A 15,150-nucleotide genomic window follows, 5' to 3' on the forward strand; every position below is an offset into this window, starting at 1 on the left:
TGCCGGCAGCGAAGGCGCGGGCGCACCGTCCGGCAGTCGGGCGGACACGCGTGCGGTGCGCACTGCCGGACCACCCGCCCGCCCGGCGGGACACGTCCGGTGGGGTGGCGGCGAGGTCGATGACGATGGCGCGAAACCGTGCATCGTCCCCGGCCCTCTCGGCCATTGGCAGACATCGGCCGGGCCACCGGCCTTGGGCTATCGCACTTCGCACTCGCCATGGGCCGAGTCGTCGTCCTGTTCCTCCGCCTCGGCGGCCGGGGGTGGGGCGTCGGTAGCGGCGGTGCCCCCTTCCGACCTCTCGCGTTCCGCCTTCTCTCGTTCCGTCTTCTCGCGCTCTTCCTTCTCACGGCGCTTGCGGGCGAGTTCCGCGGCCACCCTGTCGGAGTGCAGCCGCATGTCTGCTTCAGCCTTGCGGTCGAACACGTCGGTCTCCCCCCTTGTGCGGTACTCCGACCCTTGCCGGACCGACTGGCCAGGCATGCCGCTGTCAGCCATTCCCGCCCTGCGCCTCTTCGATGTCGGCAGCCGATGGCGCGTGGTTGCCAGCAACCCGCCTCACCCCGGGGGCGTACGCCCCCGGGGTGCATTGAGCGCGACGCGCCAATTACGCATCCAAAAGCATTACTTGGTCATTCCTTGACGTCGACCCCCTCAGGTAATGTGCGGGCAAAGACATCTTGGTCCCGCGCAGCTCTGCTGTTCTCACCCCTGACACCACGAGGCGAGCGCCGACTCATCCGACGTGGCGTGGCCCGGACCGCAGATGTCTCCGCTTCACCACCGCGCCTCAGGGTGCTGCGGGCCACAGCCCGCGCCCCGGCGCTCAGCACCGCACGACCGTCGGCGTGAATACGCCGGCCGGGAGCCCCACGGGTGCTTCCACACATCGCCCGATGATGACCTTGAGCACACCGCGCCCGCAGGAAAACCGCGCAGCGCAGGAGGAAGGCCACCATGAAGACCCTGGTAGACAACGCACGATCGTTCCCCACGCACGTAGCCCAACGGGCCGAGGAGTTCCGCGCCCTGGAGGTCGGCCAGTGCCCGGACGTCCTGTTCATCACCTGCTCCGACTCGCGCGTCGTGCCCTCGCTCATCACCGGTGCACGCCCGGGTGAGCTCTTCGAGCTACGGACCGCCGGCAACATCGTGCCCGAGTACCGCAACGACCGTCCGGCCGGGGAGATGGCCACCATCGAGTACGCGGTGCGCGTGCTGGAGGTCCGGAACATCGTGGTGTGCGGGCACTCCCACTGCGGCGCGGTCAGCGCCCTGGTCAAGGGGGACGACCTCTCCGCGGTGCCGGCCGTGCGGGGCTGGCTGGAGCGGGCCGCACCACGGGCCGTGCGGGAGACGACCGCCAGTTCTCCCGACCTGGCGGAGGCGGTGCAGCGCAACGCGATCGCCCAGGTGGAACGGCTCAGCGCCTACCCGTGTGTGCGCGAGCGGGTCGAGCAGGGAGAGCTGTCCGTGCACGCCTGGTACTACGAAGTGCATACCGGCGCGGTGCGGGCGCACCGGCCGGAGTCGGCGGGGTACGGACACTTCCTTCCGCTGTGACCCCGCCTGTGACCCCGCCCTCGCCCCATGGGCCCTCCCGGTCCTCTCTTCCCCCACAGCGAGAGGAACCCTCCACCATGTTCTCCTTCCGCAAAGACCCGGACGCCCTGCGGCGTGATGTGCTGGCCTCGCTCGTCGTGTTCCTGGTGGCTCTGCCCCTGTGCGTCGGCGTGGCCGTCGCCTCCGGGGTACCCGCCGAACTGGGCCTGATCACCGGCATCGTCGGCGGCTTGGTCGTCGGCGCCCTGCCCAGTAGCAGGTTGCAGGTCAGCGGGCCCGCCGCCGGCCTGACGGTCCTGGTCTTCGAAGCCGTCCAGGAATTCGGTCTCGGGACCCTCGGTGCCATTGTCGTGGCGACCGGCCTGCTCCAGTTGGCCCTGGGGGCCCTGGGGGTGGGCCGGTGGTTCCGGGCGATCTCGGTCTCCGTCGTCCAGGGCATGCTCGCCGGCATCGGCCTGGTGCTGCTGTTCGGCCAGCTCTACACCATGGCCGGCGCCAGGCAGCCCCGCTCCGGGCCGGAGAAGATCACGGGCATTCCGGAGCTGGCCGCCGACATCGCCACCGGCGGCCGGACGCTGACCGCCTTCATGGTCGGCGCCGGAACCATCGCCGTGCTCGTGCTGTGGAAGAAGGCCCCGGCCGCTCTCCGCACCGTGCCCGCGCCGCTCGCAGCGGTCGCCCTGGCCACGGCCACGACCGCTCTGGCCGGTCTGCCGGTCGCCCACGTCGAAGTCCGAGGACTCCTCCAGGCCGTCCAGCCGCCGGGGGCAGACGCCCTCACTTCGCTGACCGGCCTGGCCGCCATGAGCACGGTGCTGGCCTTCACGCTGATCGCCTCGGCGGAAAGCCTCTTCAGCGCCGCCGCCGTCGACCGCATGCACGACGGACCGCCCACCGACTACGACAAGGAACTCATGGCCCAGGGCGTGGGCAACACCCTCTGTGGTGTCCTCGGCGCCCTGCCCATGACCGCCGTCATCGTCCGCAGCGCCGCGAACGTCCAGGCGGGGGCCAAGACGGCACTCTCCCGTTTCCTGCACGGAGCGTGGCTGTTGCTGTTCGCCGCCCTCCTTCCGGCCGCGATCGGCATCATCCCGCTGGCCGCACTCGCGGGCGTCCTCATCCACGCCGGCTGCAAACTCATCCCCGTCAAGGAACTGGTCCCCCTGTGGCGCGACCAGCGCGGTGAAGCCATCGTGCTGGTCGTCACCGCCCTCGCCATCGTCACCACCAACATGTTCGACGGCGTCCTCCTCGGCCTGCTCCTCGCCGTACTCAAAGCCGCCTGGGAGACCTCGCGCGTTCACCTCCAGGTTCACGAACCGGCCTGCGGTCCCGTCGTCGTCACCCTCACCGGCAACGCCACCTTCCTGCGCCTGCCGCACATTCTCGACACACTCGAAAAGCTCCCCGCTCACCGAAAGGCCGAACTCGACCTCTCACAGCTGCACCACCTCGACCACGCGTGCCGCACCGCGCTCGACACCTGGGCGGAACGGCAGAACACGTCGGCAGCAGCACTGGCGAGGGTCGAACAGGACGACGCGCCCATGTCCGGTGCTGCTCACGTCCCTCGCGGCCGGTGACAGCACTCAGCCCGTGACCATCGGGGCACCGGGCCGCAGCGGCTTTCCCGGCTTGCGGCCCGGCTCGGTCAAACCAGCAACGCACGTCTCGAACACCCTGAGGTACGGGCCGCCACACAGCGCCACCGTGCCATCCCATGACCGCTGACCGCACGCCCCCCGGCCGCCACCTCGGGTCAGGACCGGGGCGTCCTGTGTTCCGGGGCGGCCTCATACGCGGCGCAATCGGGGTTCTGGCACGGGCCGGGGCCCCAGACGGGCACGAAGATCCCGAACAGTCTGTGCCGCTTGATCACCGTCTCGACGGGGTGCCGGCAGACCGGGCAGACATGTCCGGCCTGCGGACCGGTCCTGTGCTTATTTCTGCCCATGCCTCTACGGTATGCCTCGCGGCGGCAACCGCGCTTCCGAGCCGATATCGGGTAGGCCCTCCGCCTCTCCCACCGACAGCCACCAGGCATGACGCCCGCCCGGCGATGCTGCGCCGTGGTGGACGACCAGTCGCCGGTCCGGCACGGCCTGCCGCTCGCCCCATGCCCCGATCGTCACGGCACGAGACAGGGCACCGCCCCCGGCTCTCCGACTCGGCCTAGTCCGCCAACAAGGCGCTGTCCTCCCGTATTTCGGCCCACCAGTCGGGAGGCCCGGCCACCGCACGACTCTCGTCGACGGAAAGCCCTGCCTGATCGCAGGCGTAGGCCAGCTCACTCCCGTTCCACAGCCGTTCCCCGGAATCCCACAGCCAGAAGCGGTGGGTCCAGTGCCCTTCAGGCTCTTCCTCACCTGGTGGCAGGCCGATCTCCTCGCTTTGGACGGCCCGGCCGTCCGTGGCGAACGTTCCGAAGGTGCCGCCCTTGGGGTTGAAGTAGACGCCGTACGCCCGTCCGCCGCCGCTCGTCAGGGCGGCCAGCCAGGCATCGGTGTTCAGCCCGTAGAAGGCGGGCTGAACGAGCACACAGCCGCCCGGCACCGCGGTCACCCCGACGACCCGTGTGCTCTGGTCCCAGTCGTCATAGGGGTCGTACTCCTCGGAACCGGGCCGGTGCAGGTCGGCATCGAGCCGGCGGACCGCCTCCGTCGCGTCCACGCCGGAGACGAACGCCACCGAGATCCCCTCGGTGTGCAGCTCCTCGCCGAAGACCGCGGCCTGGGCGTCGGCTGCCCGGAACGCGGCCAGTTCAGCGTCAGCAATCCGTGCGCCGGGCGGCGCGGAACCGGCGAAGAGCGGGGCCAGGCGTGTGGTCAGGGCGAGCCGGCCGGGCGACCAACGGGAAACGCGGGGTGTCCAGGCATCCGCCCCGGCAGCGAGCAGGATGGCCGCGTTCTCCTCAGCCCCGTGGCACACGGCCTCCCACAGAGCCGTGGCACCCTCGTCGTCGGCCTGGTCGACATCGCTGACCACCCCCGCCAATTCCCGGACGGCCTCAGGGGCACCGACAGCGGCGGCCCGGTGCAGCGGCCGCCCCTGAGGGTCATCCGGGTCGGCACCTGCCGCCAGACGCGCCCGCACCACCTCCGGGTCTGCCCACCCTTCGGCTCCCATGCCCTCCCAGTCCGCACGGTCCCGCTCCACGGCTTGCCGGCGCTGTGGCTCGGGGAGGAGCCATCGCTGAGGCTGCGCCATGATCTCTTGCGGCCCCGTGGTCATCCAGCCGAGAACCTCCTGCTCGGGCGCCGACGGCAGGTCCGGCCAGATCTCCAACGCCGCCTCCGCTGCCGCGCGCAGCGCCGTGCCGTCGAACTCCGTCCGGGCTTCCGGGACCTCCTCTGCGGGCCATTCGGTGATGAGAGTGAGCGGGCCCTGGGGCGGAAGCTGGGACATGTGCAGTTCGATGCCATGGTGGAAGAGCCCACCCGATCCACCACGGAGGCGGAGGCTGGGCTGCTCCGCCTGCCGACCGGGAGCATCCCCCAAGTCCGGGTCCAGAGTGCTGACGCGGCGGCCGTCGGCCAGCACCATGGTGAAGCGCAGTCCATCCGTACCGCTCCCGCGGCCCTCATGCACCTGACGTCTGAAGACGCTCAGCCGGATGCCCAGCGAATCCGGCCATACCTCCCAGCCGGTCAGCAGGATCGTGATGTCCGGCCCCGTACCGACCACGGCGGTGTGCGCAAGCCGGGCCGGCACGAACCACCACGCGGGCGGAAAGGGAGAATCTCCGGCCGGCTGATAGGCCGTGAGTAACCGGGAAGAAGTCATGCGCCCCATCGTGGCACCCGCCACTGACAGGAGGGTGTCGTGTCGGCGAGCGCTCAGCACGCCGACGGCGGGAGCGCGCGCGGCACGCCCCCGTCAGCGGAATGAGTCGATGTTCTCCCCCGCCCAGTCGTCATAAGTGCGCAGCGGGCGGCCGATGATGTCCTGGACGGACGGACGCTGGTCGAGTGTCCACTGCATGAGCTCGGCGAAGCGGGCACCGTACTCTTCAAGTGCGTACAGCGTCACCTCGATCGCGCCGTCCGGCCAGCCAAGACGTCGCCAGATCGCACGGCTCTCGTCCGCCGCCAGGTCGACCGTGCCGATGTCGCGGCCGAGAGCGGCGGCAAGGCTCCGTATCCGTGAAAGGGTGCTCAGCGGCGGGCCCACGGCCTCGATGACTGTCCCGGTGTAATCGTCGCTGATCAGGGCCGCGGCCACGACGGCGGCGAGGTCCGCCTCATGGATGAAGGGGTAGTGGCCCTCGTCGAGGAAGGCCTCCCGGACCAGCCCGTCGGCGCGTAGGGTGTCGGGCCAGTCCGACCCTGTCGCCGGGTAGGTGCCCTCGATGACGGCGCCCATCACAGCCGACGGGCGGATGTGCGTCCAGGCGATACCCGAGCGCTCCACCGCCTTCTCGATCGCCAGCCAGAACCAGGTCTCCGGCGGGTACGCCTCTTCGTACTCCGGCCCGTGTGACGACAGCACAACGGCCTTACCGACGGCGGCGTTCCGCGCCAGAGCGAGGGCGTCCTGGACCGTCGACGGGTGGGCACCGGCGAGGAATACAGCCCCGACACCGTCGAAGGCTCGCGCACACTCCAGGGGCCGGGTGATGGACCCTTCCACGACGTCGACCGTGTCAGGCCAGCCATCGCACTGGTCCGGCTCGGCCAGCACCCGAACACGACGGCCCATGGCGAGCAGTTGCCGGGCCAGGCACCGGCCGACGATCCCGGTCGGACTGTTGCCTTCATCCCTGCGCGGGCTGACGACGGTCAGCAGGAAGATGCCTTCGGTTACCGGCGTCTTCTCATTTTGCTCGAACCTGTCCACGGCAAGACCTTTCCACGCGTGAGCGGAGATCTTGCACCTGGCCCAGGCGCCGGCCCCTGCCGGGACTGCCGCGCCGGTAGGGCCACAGCTGCGGATCGATGCCGGGAGCTTACCAGTAGACGCGAGACGCACCGTCTTGCTACGGTGGACGCATGGCTTTCTTCTACTTCCTCTGAGTCCGGGCACGGCCGATACGGCCGTTTCTGCTGCCCGTAGACACTTCGCATTCCCAGGGAAAGTCACATGCGCGAACGCGCCCATTCCGCTGTGCCCGCTGTCGTGGCCCAGCTGTCCGTCCGGGACGTCACCAAGTCCTTCGGTACCCGGACCGTCCTCGACCAGGTCTCCTTCACCGTCCGACCGGGCGAGAAGGCTGCCGTCATCGGCGAGAACGGTTCCGGCAAGTCCACGCTGCTGCGGCTGCTCGCCGCGGCCGAGGTGCCCGATGCCGGGGAGATCACCGTCAGTTTCCCCGGCGGCACCGGCCATCTCGCCCAGACCCTCGATCTCGCTCCGGACCGCACCGTGCAGGACGCTGTCGCCCTCGCCCTCGCCGAACTGCGCGACATGGAGCGCCGGCTGCGCACGGCGGAGCAGCACCTCGGCGAGGCATCGGAGGGCGAACTCGCCGCGTACGGAGAGCTGCTGAGCGCGTACGAGGAGCGCGGCGGCTACGAGGCGGACGCCCGTGTCGACGCCGCCCTGCACGGGCTCGGGCTCGCCGGGATCACCCGCGACCGCCTGTTCGGCTCGCTCTCCGGCGGCGAGCAGTCGCGGCTCGCGCTCGCCTGCGTGCTGGCCGCCGCCCCCGAGCTGCTGCTTCTCGACGAGCCGACGAACCACCTCGACGCGGCGGCCGTGCACTGGCTCGAGGAGCACCTGCGCGCGCACCGCGGCACGGTCGTCGCGGTCACCCACGACCGCGGCTTCCTGGAACGCGTCGCCACCACGATCCTCGAGGTCGACCGGGATGCGCGCGCGGTGCACCGGTACGGCGACGGCTGGGCCGGCTACCGCGCCGCGAAGGCCGCCGCCCGGCGCCGCGCGGAGCAGGGACACGCGGACTGGCTTCAGGAGGTGGCCCGTGCCGAGGAGCTGCTGGAGGCTGCCGGGAAGCGGCTGGCCTTCACCGGCAAGGACCCGCGGCAGGGCTTCGGCAAGCACCGCCGCTCGCACGAGGCGAAGCTCGGCGGGCAGGTGCGATCGGCCCGGGAGCGACTGGCCCAGCTGCGGCGCAACCCGGTGGCCGTGCCGCCTGAACCGCTGCGGTTCACGGCGGCGCTGCCGGCGGCGGACGGCGGGCATCCCGTCGACCGCCCGCTCGCCGAGCTCGACGGCGTAGCGGTCGGCGAGCGGCTGCGGCTGGACGGGCTGCTGGCGATCACACCCGGGCAGCGGCTGCTGGTCACGGGTGCGAACGGGGCGGGCAAGACCACGCTGCTGCGCGTCCTGGCGGGCGACCTGGAGCCCGATGCGGGCGCGGTGCGCCGCCCCGCCCGGATCGGGTACCTGGCGCAGGAGCTGCCCGCGCGTTCCACACGGCTGCCGCTGCTCGCCGCCTTCGCGGCCGGACGGCCCGGGCTGCCGGAGGAATACGCCCAACAACTGCTGGGCCTGGGCCTGTTCCGCGAGGAGGATCTGTATGTGCCGGTCGCGGCGTTGTCCGCAGGGCAGCAGCGGCGGCTGCAGATCGCGAACCTGGTGACCCGGCCCGCCGGCCTTCTCGTCCTCGACGAGCCGACGAACCACATCGCGCTCGACCTGGTCGAGGACCTGGAGGCGGCGCTTGCGGCGTACCCGGGAGCGGTCGTCGCGGTCTCGCACGACCGCGGCTTCCGCGAGCGGTTCCCGGGCGAGCGGCTGGAGCTGCGCGACGGCCGGAGGTGCTGATCCACCGGGCATCGGCGCACGGCTCACCAGTGCGCCCAGCGCTTCGCCCCGCCGCGTGATGCGACGGGGCGAAGCCGCGGCCTCAGTCCTGCGGTCGGTCAGACGCGGTCGGCCGCGATCAGCACGTACTGGAAGGAACCGTCCTTGTACGAGTTGATGAATGCCTCTTCGATGCCGGTGACCAGGGAAGACGTGGCCCGCAGCTCCCAGTAGGGCAGGGCCGCGGGAGTGAGGTCGATGACGGCCTGCGGCACGAGACGGTTGTCGGCCATGGCGCGCAGGTACTCCCGGCGGGAGTGGATGTTGCACTCGAAGTGCGCGTTGATCTGGGAGATCAGCTTGGAGGGCTGGCCGTAACGCGGGTTCCAGCAGCCGGTGATGGTCACGTAGCGGCCGCCGACCGCGAGGATGCGGGAGTGCTCGGCGAAGAGGTCGTGCAGGTCGACGTACATGCTCGACTCGTTGTTCCACGAGGCCGTGGCCTGCCCGGTCTCCAGGTGCGTGCTGAGCATGTTGCAGACGCGGGCGCGGACGTGGTCCTCGATACCGAGTTCGCGGGCGCGCCGGTTGGCGAAGTCGGCCTGCTTGGCCGACAGGGTGACGCCCTCGACCTTGCATCCGAAGCGCTGGTGGGCCATGACCATCGAGCCGCCGCGGCCGCAGCCGGCGTCCACGAGGGTGTCCTCGCGCTGGACGGCGCCGAGGTGGTCCAGGAGGAGGCCGGCCTGTGCCGACTCCAGGCGGTGGAGCTCGGCGATCAGTTTCTTCTCGTACTCGCTGTCCTCGGGGTCGCCGAGGGCGCTGTGATCGACGTCGCCGATGCCGTAGTGGTGGTGGTAGAGGCCGTCGACGTCGCCGAGACGCAGATTCACGGGCCTGGCCTCATGGTCCCAGTAACGGGCGATGTCCTCCTGGTAGGGCGTCGCCGGGCCCGGGATGAGCACGGGGGTGGCGGGAGCGACGTGGTGGGTGCTGGTCACGGATACGTACCGTCCTTACCAGAAATCGGGCAGGCTATAGCGATAGGTGTTGCTCTGGTGCCAGTAGTGGTTGCCGTCGACCCACACGGCCACGCCCCGCAGGAAGCGCAGCACACTCGGGAGGGGGCAGGCGGCGGCCACGGCGGCGGCTTCGGCTTCGAAGTCGCGCATGAGCTCGTTGTGGACCTCGACCGCCTTCAGGTACGCCTCCCGTTCGGGGACGCCCTCCCGTTCGGCGATCACCACGGGCAGGTTCAAGTGCCGGCCGGGGGCGGCGAGTTCCTTGGTGTAGGAGTACAGGTCGTTGACGAGGGTGGTGGCGTTCCCGGCGAGAGCGATGACCCGCTGCATGTCCGGTCGCGCGTGCAGGTCCGCAGGCAGTTCGTAGCCGCCGACGGTGTCGGTGATGGTGGGGCACGGGCGGAAGTTGTTGAACTGCCGCATCGCCAGGTATTCCCACACCTCGGGGACGTGATCCGTCTGGGCCCAGGCCGCCTCGGCGAGGTACCCCAGGTGCAGACGGGCCATGTCGTGCCGGAACCGGTCGGCCTGGGACGGGCCGGCCTCCTGGAGCAGGTACTCCATGGCGGATCGGTAGGCGCGCCGTGGCGCGTCCGCGTGGAGTGACTGTGCCCAGTGGGGGTGGTATTCCTGCGTCGTGTGGAGGGCGTCGAGAGCGGTGTGCGCCAGCAGCAGGCGCCCGCCGAGTCCGATGGGCGAGCCGCCGTGGTCCTCGCAGTAGCAGTCGTCGACCGCGTTCTCGGCAACCATCAGCCGCGCGGCGAGCATCAGGTGCTCGACGGTAGGAGCGTCCGGATGGCAGGCGACCATGTAGCGCCCCACGGAGAAGCCGTCGAACTGTTCCTCCCACTCCTCGGGGTACAGCTCGACCTCGTCCAGGGCCCATGCCTTGATCCTGCGGCTGACCTCCTCCACGCGTGCGGGGTCGGGCTCCGGCACCGGGTGGTGGTACAGGCCCGGGATCGGATTGCCCGCCGCCGGCGCCTCGGGCTCGGGCGCCGCAGGCTCCTCGCGCCGCGCCAGGCGCAGACCGGCCGTGCCCAGACCACTGGGGCCGCGCAGGATCCATTCCGCGGCGGGGCTCTGTCGCCCCACCACGGCGGCGCCTTCCCCCGCGGACTCGGCGGCCGGGCCGTCACCCGGCCCGTCCTCGGGCACGGGCACGGTGCCTGCGCCAGGGGCGGGGGCGGGGGCGAACGGCAGGGTGCTCAAGGAAGGCGGGGCGGGCAGGGCGCCGACGGCGCCCGGCGGGCTCGGCTGCACAGGGGCAGGCCGGGGATCGGGCATCCGTAGCTCCCATCGAGTGATCTCCTTCGTGAGGGCGGCGATCGGCGTACGCACGCACGCGTCACCGGCGAAAGAGGAATAAGCGGGTGAATGCCTGGTAATCCGTCCGGATCCCGGCTCGGGACCAGTAACGTCCGTATGCCCGGCCGCTCCTGAAGAACCATAAATATTACCCCGATGCAGTGACCTTCCACCGTAGGGCGTTTGCCCGCCGGGCCTACGGGAGTTGGAACCCGGACGCGTTCGTCCGACGGTTACTGCGACCGTTCGGCGAAGGGTTCAGGCTGTTGATCCCGGCGGCCGGGGCGGTTCGGGCAGCCAGTCGTGAGCCGGGTCGTACTCCAGCCATCGACTGCGCCCCGCTTCCGCGGCGCAGGCGGCGGTCAGGTGGTTCAGCCCCGGATGCACGTTGCCGGTGCGCCACAGCAGCGACCAGGCGTACAGCGGTGTGGGGTCGACCAGGGGGACGGAGCGCAGCCCGGGGGTCTCCGGCAGGGGCACGTCGGCGGGCAGCAGCGAGAAGCGTCGCGGGTCGCCGGCCACTTCGGTGAGGAAGTGGGCGAGCCCCAGGTTGACACTCGCGGCCCTGTCACGGATGCCGAATCGTCCGGCGAACTGATGGAGGAAGTCGAGCCGGTCCAGCGCGCCGGGTGCCCACAGCACGCTGCCGCGCAGCTGGTCCGGGCGCAGTGCCGGTTCGGCCGCGAGCGGATGGTCCGCACTCAGGACCGCGTCCACCGGCTCGAGGCGGACGAGGCGGTGTGCCAGCCCGGCGTGCAGCGGAGGGTGCACGCGGCCGAAGGCCGCGTCGATGTCTCCGTGCAGCAGCGCCGCCGTCACCGACGGCAGATCACGCCCGTGCCCCAGCATCAACTCCCTCGACTGTCCCGCGACTTGGGCCAGCGTCCGCATCGGCGCGTAGAGGTGCCCCCACACGTCCACGCGCAGCGGACGGTCCTTTCCGACCGCCGCTGCGACCGCGGCGTCGGCGGCGGCCAGCGTCTGCCGGGCCGGTGGGAGAAATCGTTGTCCGGCTTCGGTGAGGCGTATCCCGTTGCCGCCACGGTGGAAGAGCTCGGTGCCGAGCAGGGATTCCAGCCGCGCGATCCTCTTGGACAGCGCCTGCTGAGAGATGGCGAGAGTCCCGGCTGCCCGTCCGAAGTGCAGTTCCTCGGCGGCGCGCACGAAGGAACGCACTTGCGCCATGTCGAGATCCATGGCTTCCACCATAGGTGACAACCAAAAGTTGTCAGCTTCGCTCGTTCGTTGTTGGATCGCGGGGCGGGTGCGGGGGTTGCATCCTCGGCATGCAAAGACTCATTCCCACGGGAGACGCGGCGCGTCCGGTCGCCTTCGCCGAGGTCGCCCAGCCGACGCCGGAGCCCGGTGAAGCATTGATCAAGGTCGAGGCGTTCGCGCCGAACAGGGGCGAGACGTTCCTCCTCGAACGCCCTCGGCCGGGGCTGCTGCCCGGAAAGGACATCGCAGGGCTCGTCGTGCAGGCAGCGGCCGACGGCTCGGGCCCCGGCATCGGTACCCGCGTGGTGGGTCACCCGGCGCAGGGAGGATGGGCCGAATACGTCGCCGTGCCCACGCCCTCGCTCGCGGTGCTCGCGGACGGCATCGACAGCGTACGGGCGGCGGCCCTGCCGCTGGCCGGGATCACCGCCCTGCGGCTGCTGCGTACGGCGGGTTCCCTGGCCGGCCGACGGGTGCTGCTGACCGGCGCCTCGGGCGGCGTCGGCCACTACGTCACCGAGCTGGCCGTGGGGGCCGGGGCGGAGCTGACCGTAGTGACGGCCACACGGGTGCGCGGCGAGCGGCTCGCGGAGCTGGGCGCGCAGGTGGTGCACGACGTCACGGCGGCCCAGGGGCCGTTCGACGTGGTGCTGGAGTCCACGGGCGGGCCGGATCTGCCGATCGCCCTCTCCAAGGTGCGCCCGGGTGGCCTGCTCGTCTGGTTCGGTCAGGCGAGCCGCAGTCCGGTGACGCTCGACTTCTTCGAGCTCCTGGGCGGGCCCGAGCGTGTCACGATCCAGCACTTCCACTACGCCGGCGCCCCCTACGGACCCGATCTCGCGGCCTTGGTGCGCCTCGTGGAACGGGGCAGGCTGCACCCGGAGATCGGCCGGATCGCCGGCTGGGCGGACACCGCCGACACACTGGTCGACCTGCGAGAGCGACGGATACGCGGCAAGGCCGTTCTGCTGACGGGAGACGGACGATGAGCACCACTGAATTCACCGAGGCGCAGTGGACACGCGCCACCGGCGCGGGCGTCGACCCCCACGAATACCGTCGCGTCACCGAGGGCCTCGCCTCCGTCGCCGACTGGGGACCGGCCTTCGTACGCACCGGACGCTCCTGCCTTCAGCGTGCGGACAACGCGGAATCGTCCGTCTCCAGGGGTGAGTACCTCCTGATGGCGGCCCGGTGGTTCCACCTGGCCACCTTGGCGCCGTACGCGGAGGCCGGGCCGTGCCGCCGCCGAGGCGGACGACGCCCTGAGCAGGGCGATCACGGTGCTGGAGCCCGGTGCCCGACGCGTGAGCGGCGAGGGGTTCACCGGCTGGCTGCGCGGTCCTGCGGACGCACCCGGCACCGTGGTCGTCGTTCCCGGCCTGGACTCGGCCAAGGAAGAGTTCCTCGACCTGGTCTCCGCGCTGCTGGCCAGAGGGCTGGCCGTGTTCGCGATGGACGGTCCCGGGCAAGGCGTACTCGCGGGCACCACAGTCCTCAGGCCGGACTACGAGCAGATCGTGGGCCGGGTCATCGACGCCCTGGGCGTCGCACGCGTCGGGCTCGTGGGTCTCAGTCTGGGCGGCTACTTCGCGGCCCGGACCGCGGCGCTGGAGTCGCGCGTGGCGGCGGTCGCCACCGTCAGCGGTCCCTTCCGCCTCGACTGGGACGAACTTCCCCCGCCGGTCCGCGACATCATGAGCCGGCGCACCGGAGGGGCCGATGCCGCCCGCGCGTTCGCCGGCCATGTGGACCTCGCCTCCCTGGCCCCCCGCATCACGGCCCCGCTGCTGGTCGTGGACGGAGGCCAGGACGTCATCCCCGGCGTGACGAACGGCGGGCCCCTGGCCCGTCTGGCAGCGCACGGCACCTACCTGTCCGTCCCGCACGGCGACCACCTCCTCGGCAACGCACGGGCCGACTGGCTGCCTCATCTCACCGACCACATCTGCCACGTTCTGACGGGAGCAGCAGCATGAACCGCTTCGCCGGGAAGACCGTCCTCATCACCGGCGGCACCAGCGGCATGGGCCTGGCGACCGCCCATCGCCTCATCGACGAGGGCGCCCAGGTCATCGTCACCGGCCGCACCCGGGCGCGCGTGGACGCCGCCGTGCGGGAGCTCGGCCCCCGGGCCTCCGGCATCGTGGCCGACTCCGCCGACCTCGGCGCGGTGGACGCGCTGATGGAGACGGTCCGAGCCCGTCACGGCCACCTGGACAGTCTCTTCGCGAACGCGGGCACCGGCACGTTCCTGCCGTTCGAAGACATCACCGAGCGGGACTTCGACCACGGCGTCGACGTCAATTTCAAGGGGGTGTTCTTCACCGTCCACAAGGCGCTGCCGTTGCTGGTGGACGGTGGTTCGATCGTCCTCAACGCGTCCTGGACGCTCCACCGGGGAAACAGCGTCCTGACCCTGTACTCGGCGACCAAAGCCGCCGTGCACAACCTGGCCCGTACTCTCGCCGCGGGCCTCGCTCCGCGCGGAATCCGCGTCAATTCCGTCAGCCCCGGCTACATCGACACCCCGATGTATCCCACTGCCGCGCTGACCGAAGCCGAGATGGAGGCGGTGACCGGCCGGATCGTCGCCGGACGCTTCGGGCTCCCGGAGGAGGTCGCGGCGGCCGTGGCGTTCCTCGCCTCCTCCGACGCGTCCTACATCAATGGCCAGGATCTGGTCATCGACGGCGGCCTGGTGGGGGCCGTACCCGCGGCGTGACGGCGGTCAGTGATAGGCGTGGACGACGGCGTGGCCCTTGCCGCGGCCGATCATCCACTTGTTGACCGGCGTTGTGATCACGAAAGCCACGGCGAAGCCGCCCAGCAGAGCCGTCCAGAACAGGGCGTCCGACAGGTGGGCGTCCATCGCGCCGGGGACCAGGGCGATGATGCCGTTGTCGACGAGCTCCATCACCGCGATGGAGACGGTGTCGGCGGCCAGCGCGACCTTGACGGCGGACCTGAAGTCCAGGCCGGCCTTGCGGATCGCGAACAACGTGAACGAGTAGCCGAACACGAACGCCAGCACGATCGCCAGGGCCATGGTGGGCGCGTTGCCCCACAACAGGGCGGTACCGATGACCATGCCGAGGATCTCGCCGATGGCGCACCCGGTCAGGCAGTGCAGCGTCGCCTTCGCTGCGGCTCCCCAGGTCACCTCACCCGTCCGAGGCCCGGCGTGACCCGGGGGCGCCTGGTGCGCAGCGTGGCCGTGAGCGGTACCGGTGCGGTGTGCGTGGTCCTCCATGACCTCCATCCCCCATCCCGTCCCGTCCCATCCCGTCCATTGTGGCCCCGCTCCCCCGGATCCACAGGACGACCTTGT

13 protein-coding genes are annotated in these 15,150 nt (G+C 70.9%); 6 read left to right on the plus strand and 7 right to left on the minus strand.

Annotation, left to right across the window (positions count from 1 at the left end):
* Positions 1 to 198 precede the first annotated feature (198 nt).
* Positions 199 to 426, minus strand: a complete 228-nt coding sequence (locus JO379_RS04915) for a hypothetical protein (RefSeq protein WP_130876494.1) — start codon at positions 424 to 426, stop codon at positions 199 to 201.
* A gap of 531 nt (positions 427 to 957) precedes the next feature.
* Here JO379_RS04915 and JO379_RS04920 point away from each other — a divergent pair.
* Complete coding sequence (locus tag JO379_RS04920) at positions 958 to 1,563, plus strand: carbonic anhydrase (RefSeq protein WP_130876495.1); 606 nt, start codon at positions 958 to 960, stop codon at positions 1,561 to 1,563.
* A gap of 77 nt (positions 1,564 to 1,640) precedes the next feature.
* The gene (locus JO379_RS04925; protein WP_130876496.1) at positions 1,641 to 3,149 is read left to right on the plus strand and encodes a SulP family inorganic anion transporter; all 1,509 of its coding nucleotides are present in this window, start codon (positions 1,641 to 1,643) and stop codon (positions 3,147 to 3,149) included.
* A 589-nt stretch (positions 3,150 to 3,738) separates the two neighbouring features.
* On the opposite strand, the gene JO379_RS04930 is transcribed toward JO379_RS04925, so the two are convergent.
* Complete coding sequence (locus JO379_RS04930; protein ID WP_245381381.1) at positions 3,739 to 5,349, minus strand: ankyrin repeat domain-containing protein; 1,611 nt, start codon at positions 5,347 to 5,349, stop codon at positions 3,739 to 3,741.
* A gap of 93 nt (positions 5,350 to 5,442) precedes the next feature.
* The gene (locus JO379_RS04935) at positions 5,443 to 6,402 is read right to left on the minus strand and encodes an SDR family oxidoreductase (protein WP_209514077.1); all 960 of its coding nucleotides are present in this window, start codon (positions 6,400 to 6,402) and stop codon (positions 5,443 to 5,445) included.
* A 243-nt stretch (positions 6,403 to 6,645) separates the two neighbouring features.
* Here JO379_RS04935 and abc-f point away from each other — a divergent pair, with 243 nt between their 5' ends.
* Positions 6,646 to 8,292: a ribosomal protection-like ABC-F family protein gene (gene abc-f, locus JO379_RS04940; protein WP_209514079.1), complete on the plus strand. Its 1,647-nt coding sequence runs from the start codon at positions 6,646 to 6,648 to the stop codon at positions 8,290 to 8,292.
* Between the two features lie 98 nt (positions 8,293 to 8,390).
* Here abc-f and JO379_RS04945 read toward each other — a convergent pair whose 3' ends face one another.
* From JO379_RS04945 to JO379_RS04955, 3 genes are all read right to left on the minus strand, one after another.
* Positions 8,391 to 9,272, minus strand: a complete 882-nt coding sequence (locus JO379_RS04945) for a geranyl diphosphate 2-C-methyltransferase (RefSeq protein ID WP_130876500.1) — start codon at positions 9,270 to 9,272, stop codon at positions 8,391 to 8,393.
* Positions 9,273 to 9,287: 15 nt separating this feature from the next.
* Complete coding sequence (locus JO379_RS04950) at positions 9,288 to 10,580, minus strand: family 2 encapsulin nanocompartment cargo protein terpene cyclase (protein ID WP_209514081.1); 1,293 nt, start codon at positions 10,578 to 10,580, stop codon at positions 9,288 to 9,290.
* A gap of 279 nt (positions 10,581 to 10,859) precedes the next feature.
* Positions 10,860 to 11,798: a LysR family transcriptional regulator gene (locus tag JO379_RS04955; RefSeq protein ID WP_209514083.1), complete on the minus strand. Its 939-nt coding sequence runs from the start codon at positions 11,796 to 11,798 to the stop codon at positions 10,860 to 10,862.
* Positions 11,799 to 11,887: 89 nt separating this feature from the next.
* On the opposite strand from JO379_RS04955, the gene JO379_RS04960 reads away from it, so the two are divergent.
* The 3 genes from JO379_RS04960 (at position 11,888) to JO379_RS04970 (ending at position 14,544) form a co-directional block, all read left to right on the plus strand.
* On the plus strand, positions 11,888 to 12,808 hold the full coding sequence (locus tag JO379_RS04960) for a zinc-binding dehydrogenase (RefSeq protein WP_130876503.1): 921 nt from the start codon (positions 11,888 to 11,890) through the stop codon (positions 12,806 to 12,808).
* A gap of 318 nt (positions 12,809 to 13,126) precedes the next feature.
* Entirely contained in the window at positions 13,127 to 13,798 is a 672-nt protein-coding gene (locus JO379_RS33125) for an alpha/beta hydrolase family protein (protein WP_307841900.1), read from the plus strand.
* Positions 13,795 to 14,544 (plus strand): SDR family oxidoreductase, encoded by a 750-nt coding sequence (locus tag JO379_RS04970; RefSeq protein WP_209514085.1) that lies wholly within the window; start codon positions 13,795 to 13,797, stop codon positions 14,542 to 14,544. The genes JO379_RS33125 and JO379_RS04970 overlap by 4 nt, the downstream gene beginning before the upstream one ends.
* A 6-nt stretch (positions 14,545 to 14,550) precedes the next feature.
* On the opposite strand, the gene JO379_RS04975 is transcribed toward JO379_RS04970, so the two are convergent.
* Positions 14,551 to 15,072 (minus strand): DUF4396 domain-containing protein, encoded by a 522-nt coding sequence (locus tag JO379_RS04975; protein WP_209514088.1) that lies wholly within the window; start codon positions 15,070 to 15,072, stop codon positions 14,551 to 14,553.
* Positions 15,073 to 15,150 lie beyond the last annotated feature (78 nt).

The organism is Streptomyces syringium, assembly GCF_017876625.1.
In the GTDB taxonomy this organism is placed as follows: domain Bacteria; phylum Actinomycetota; class Actinomycetes; order Streptomycetales; family Streptomycetaceae; genus Streptomyces; species Streptomyces syringius.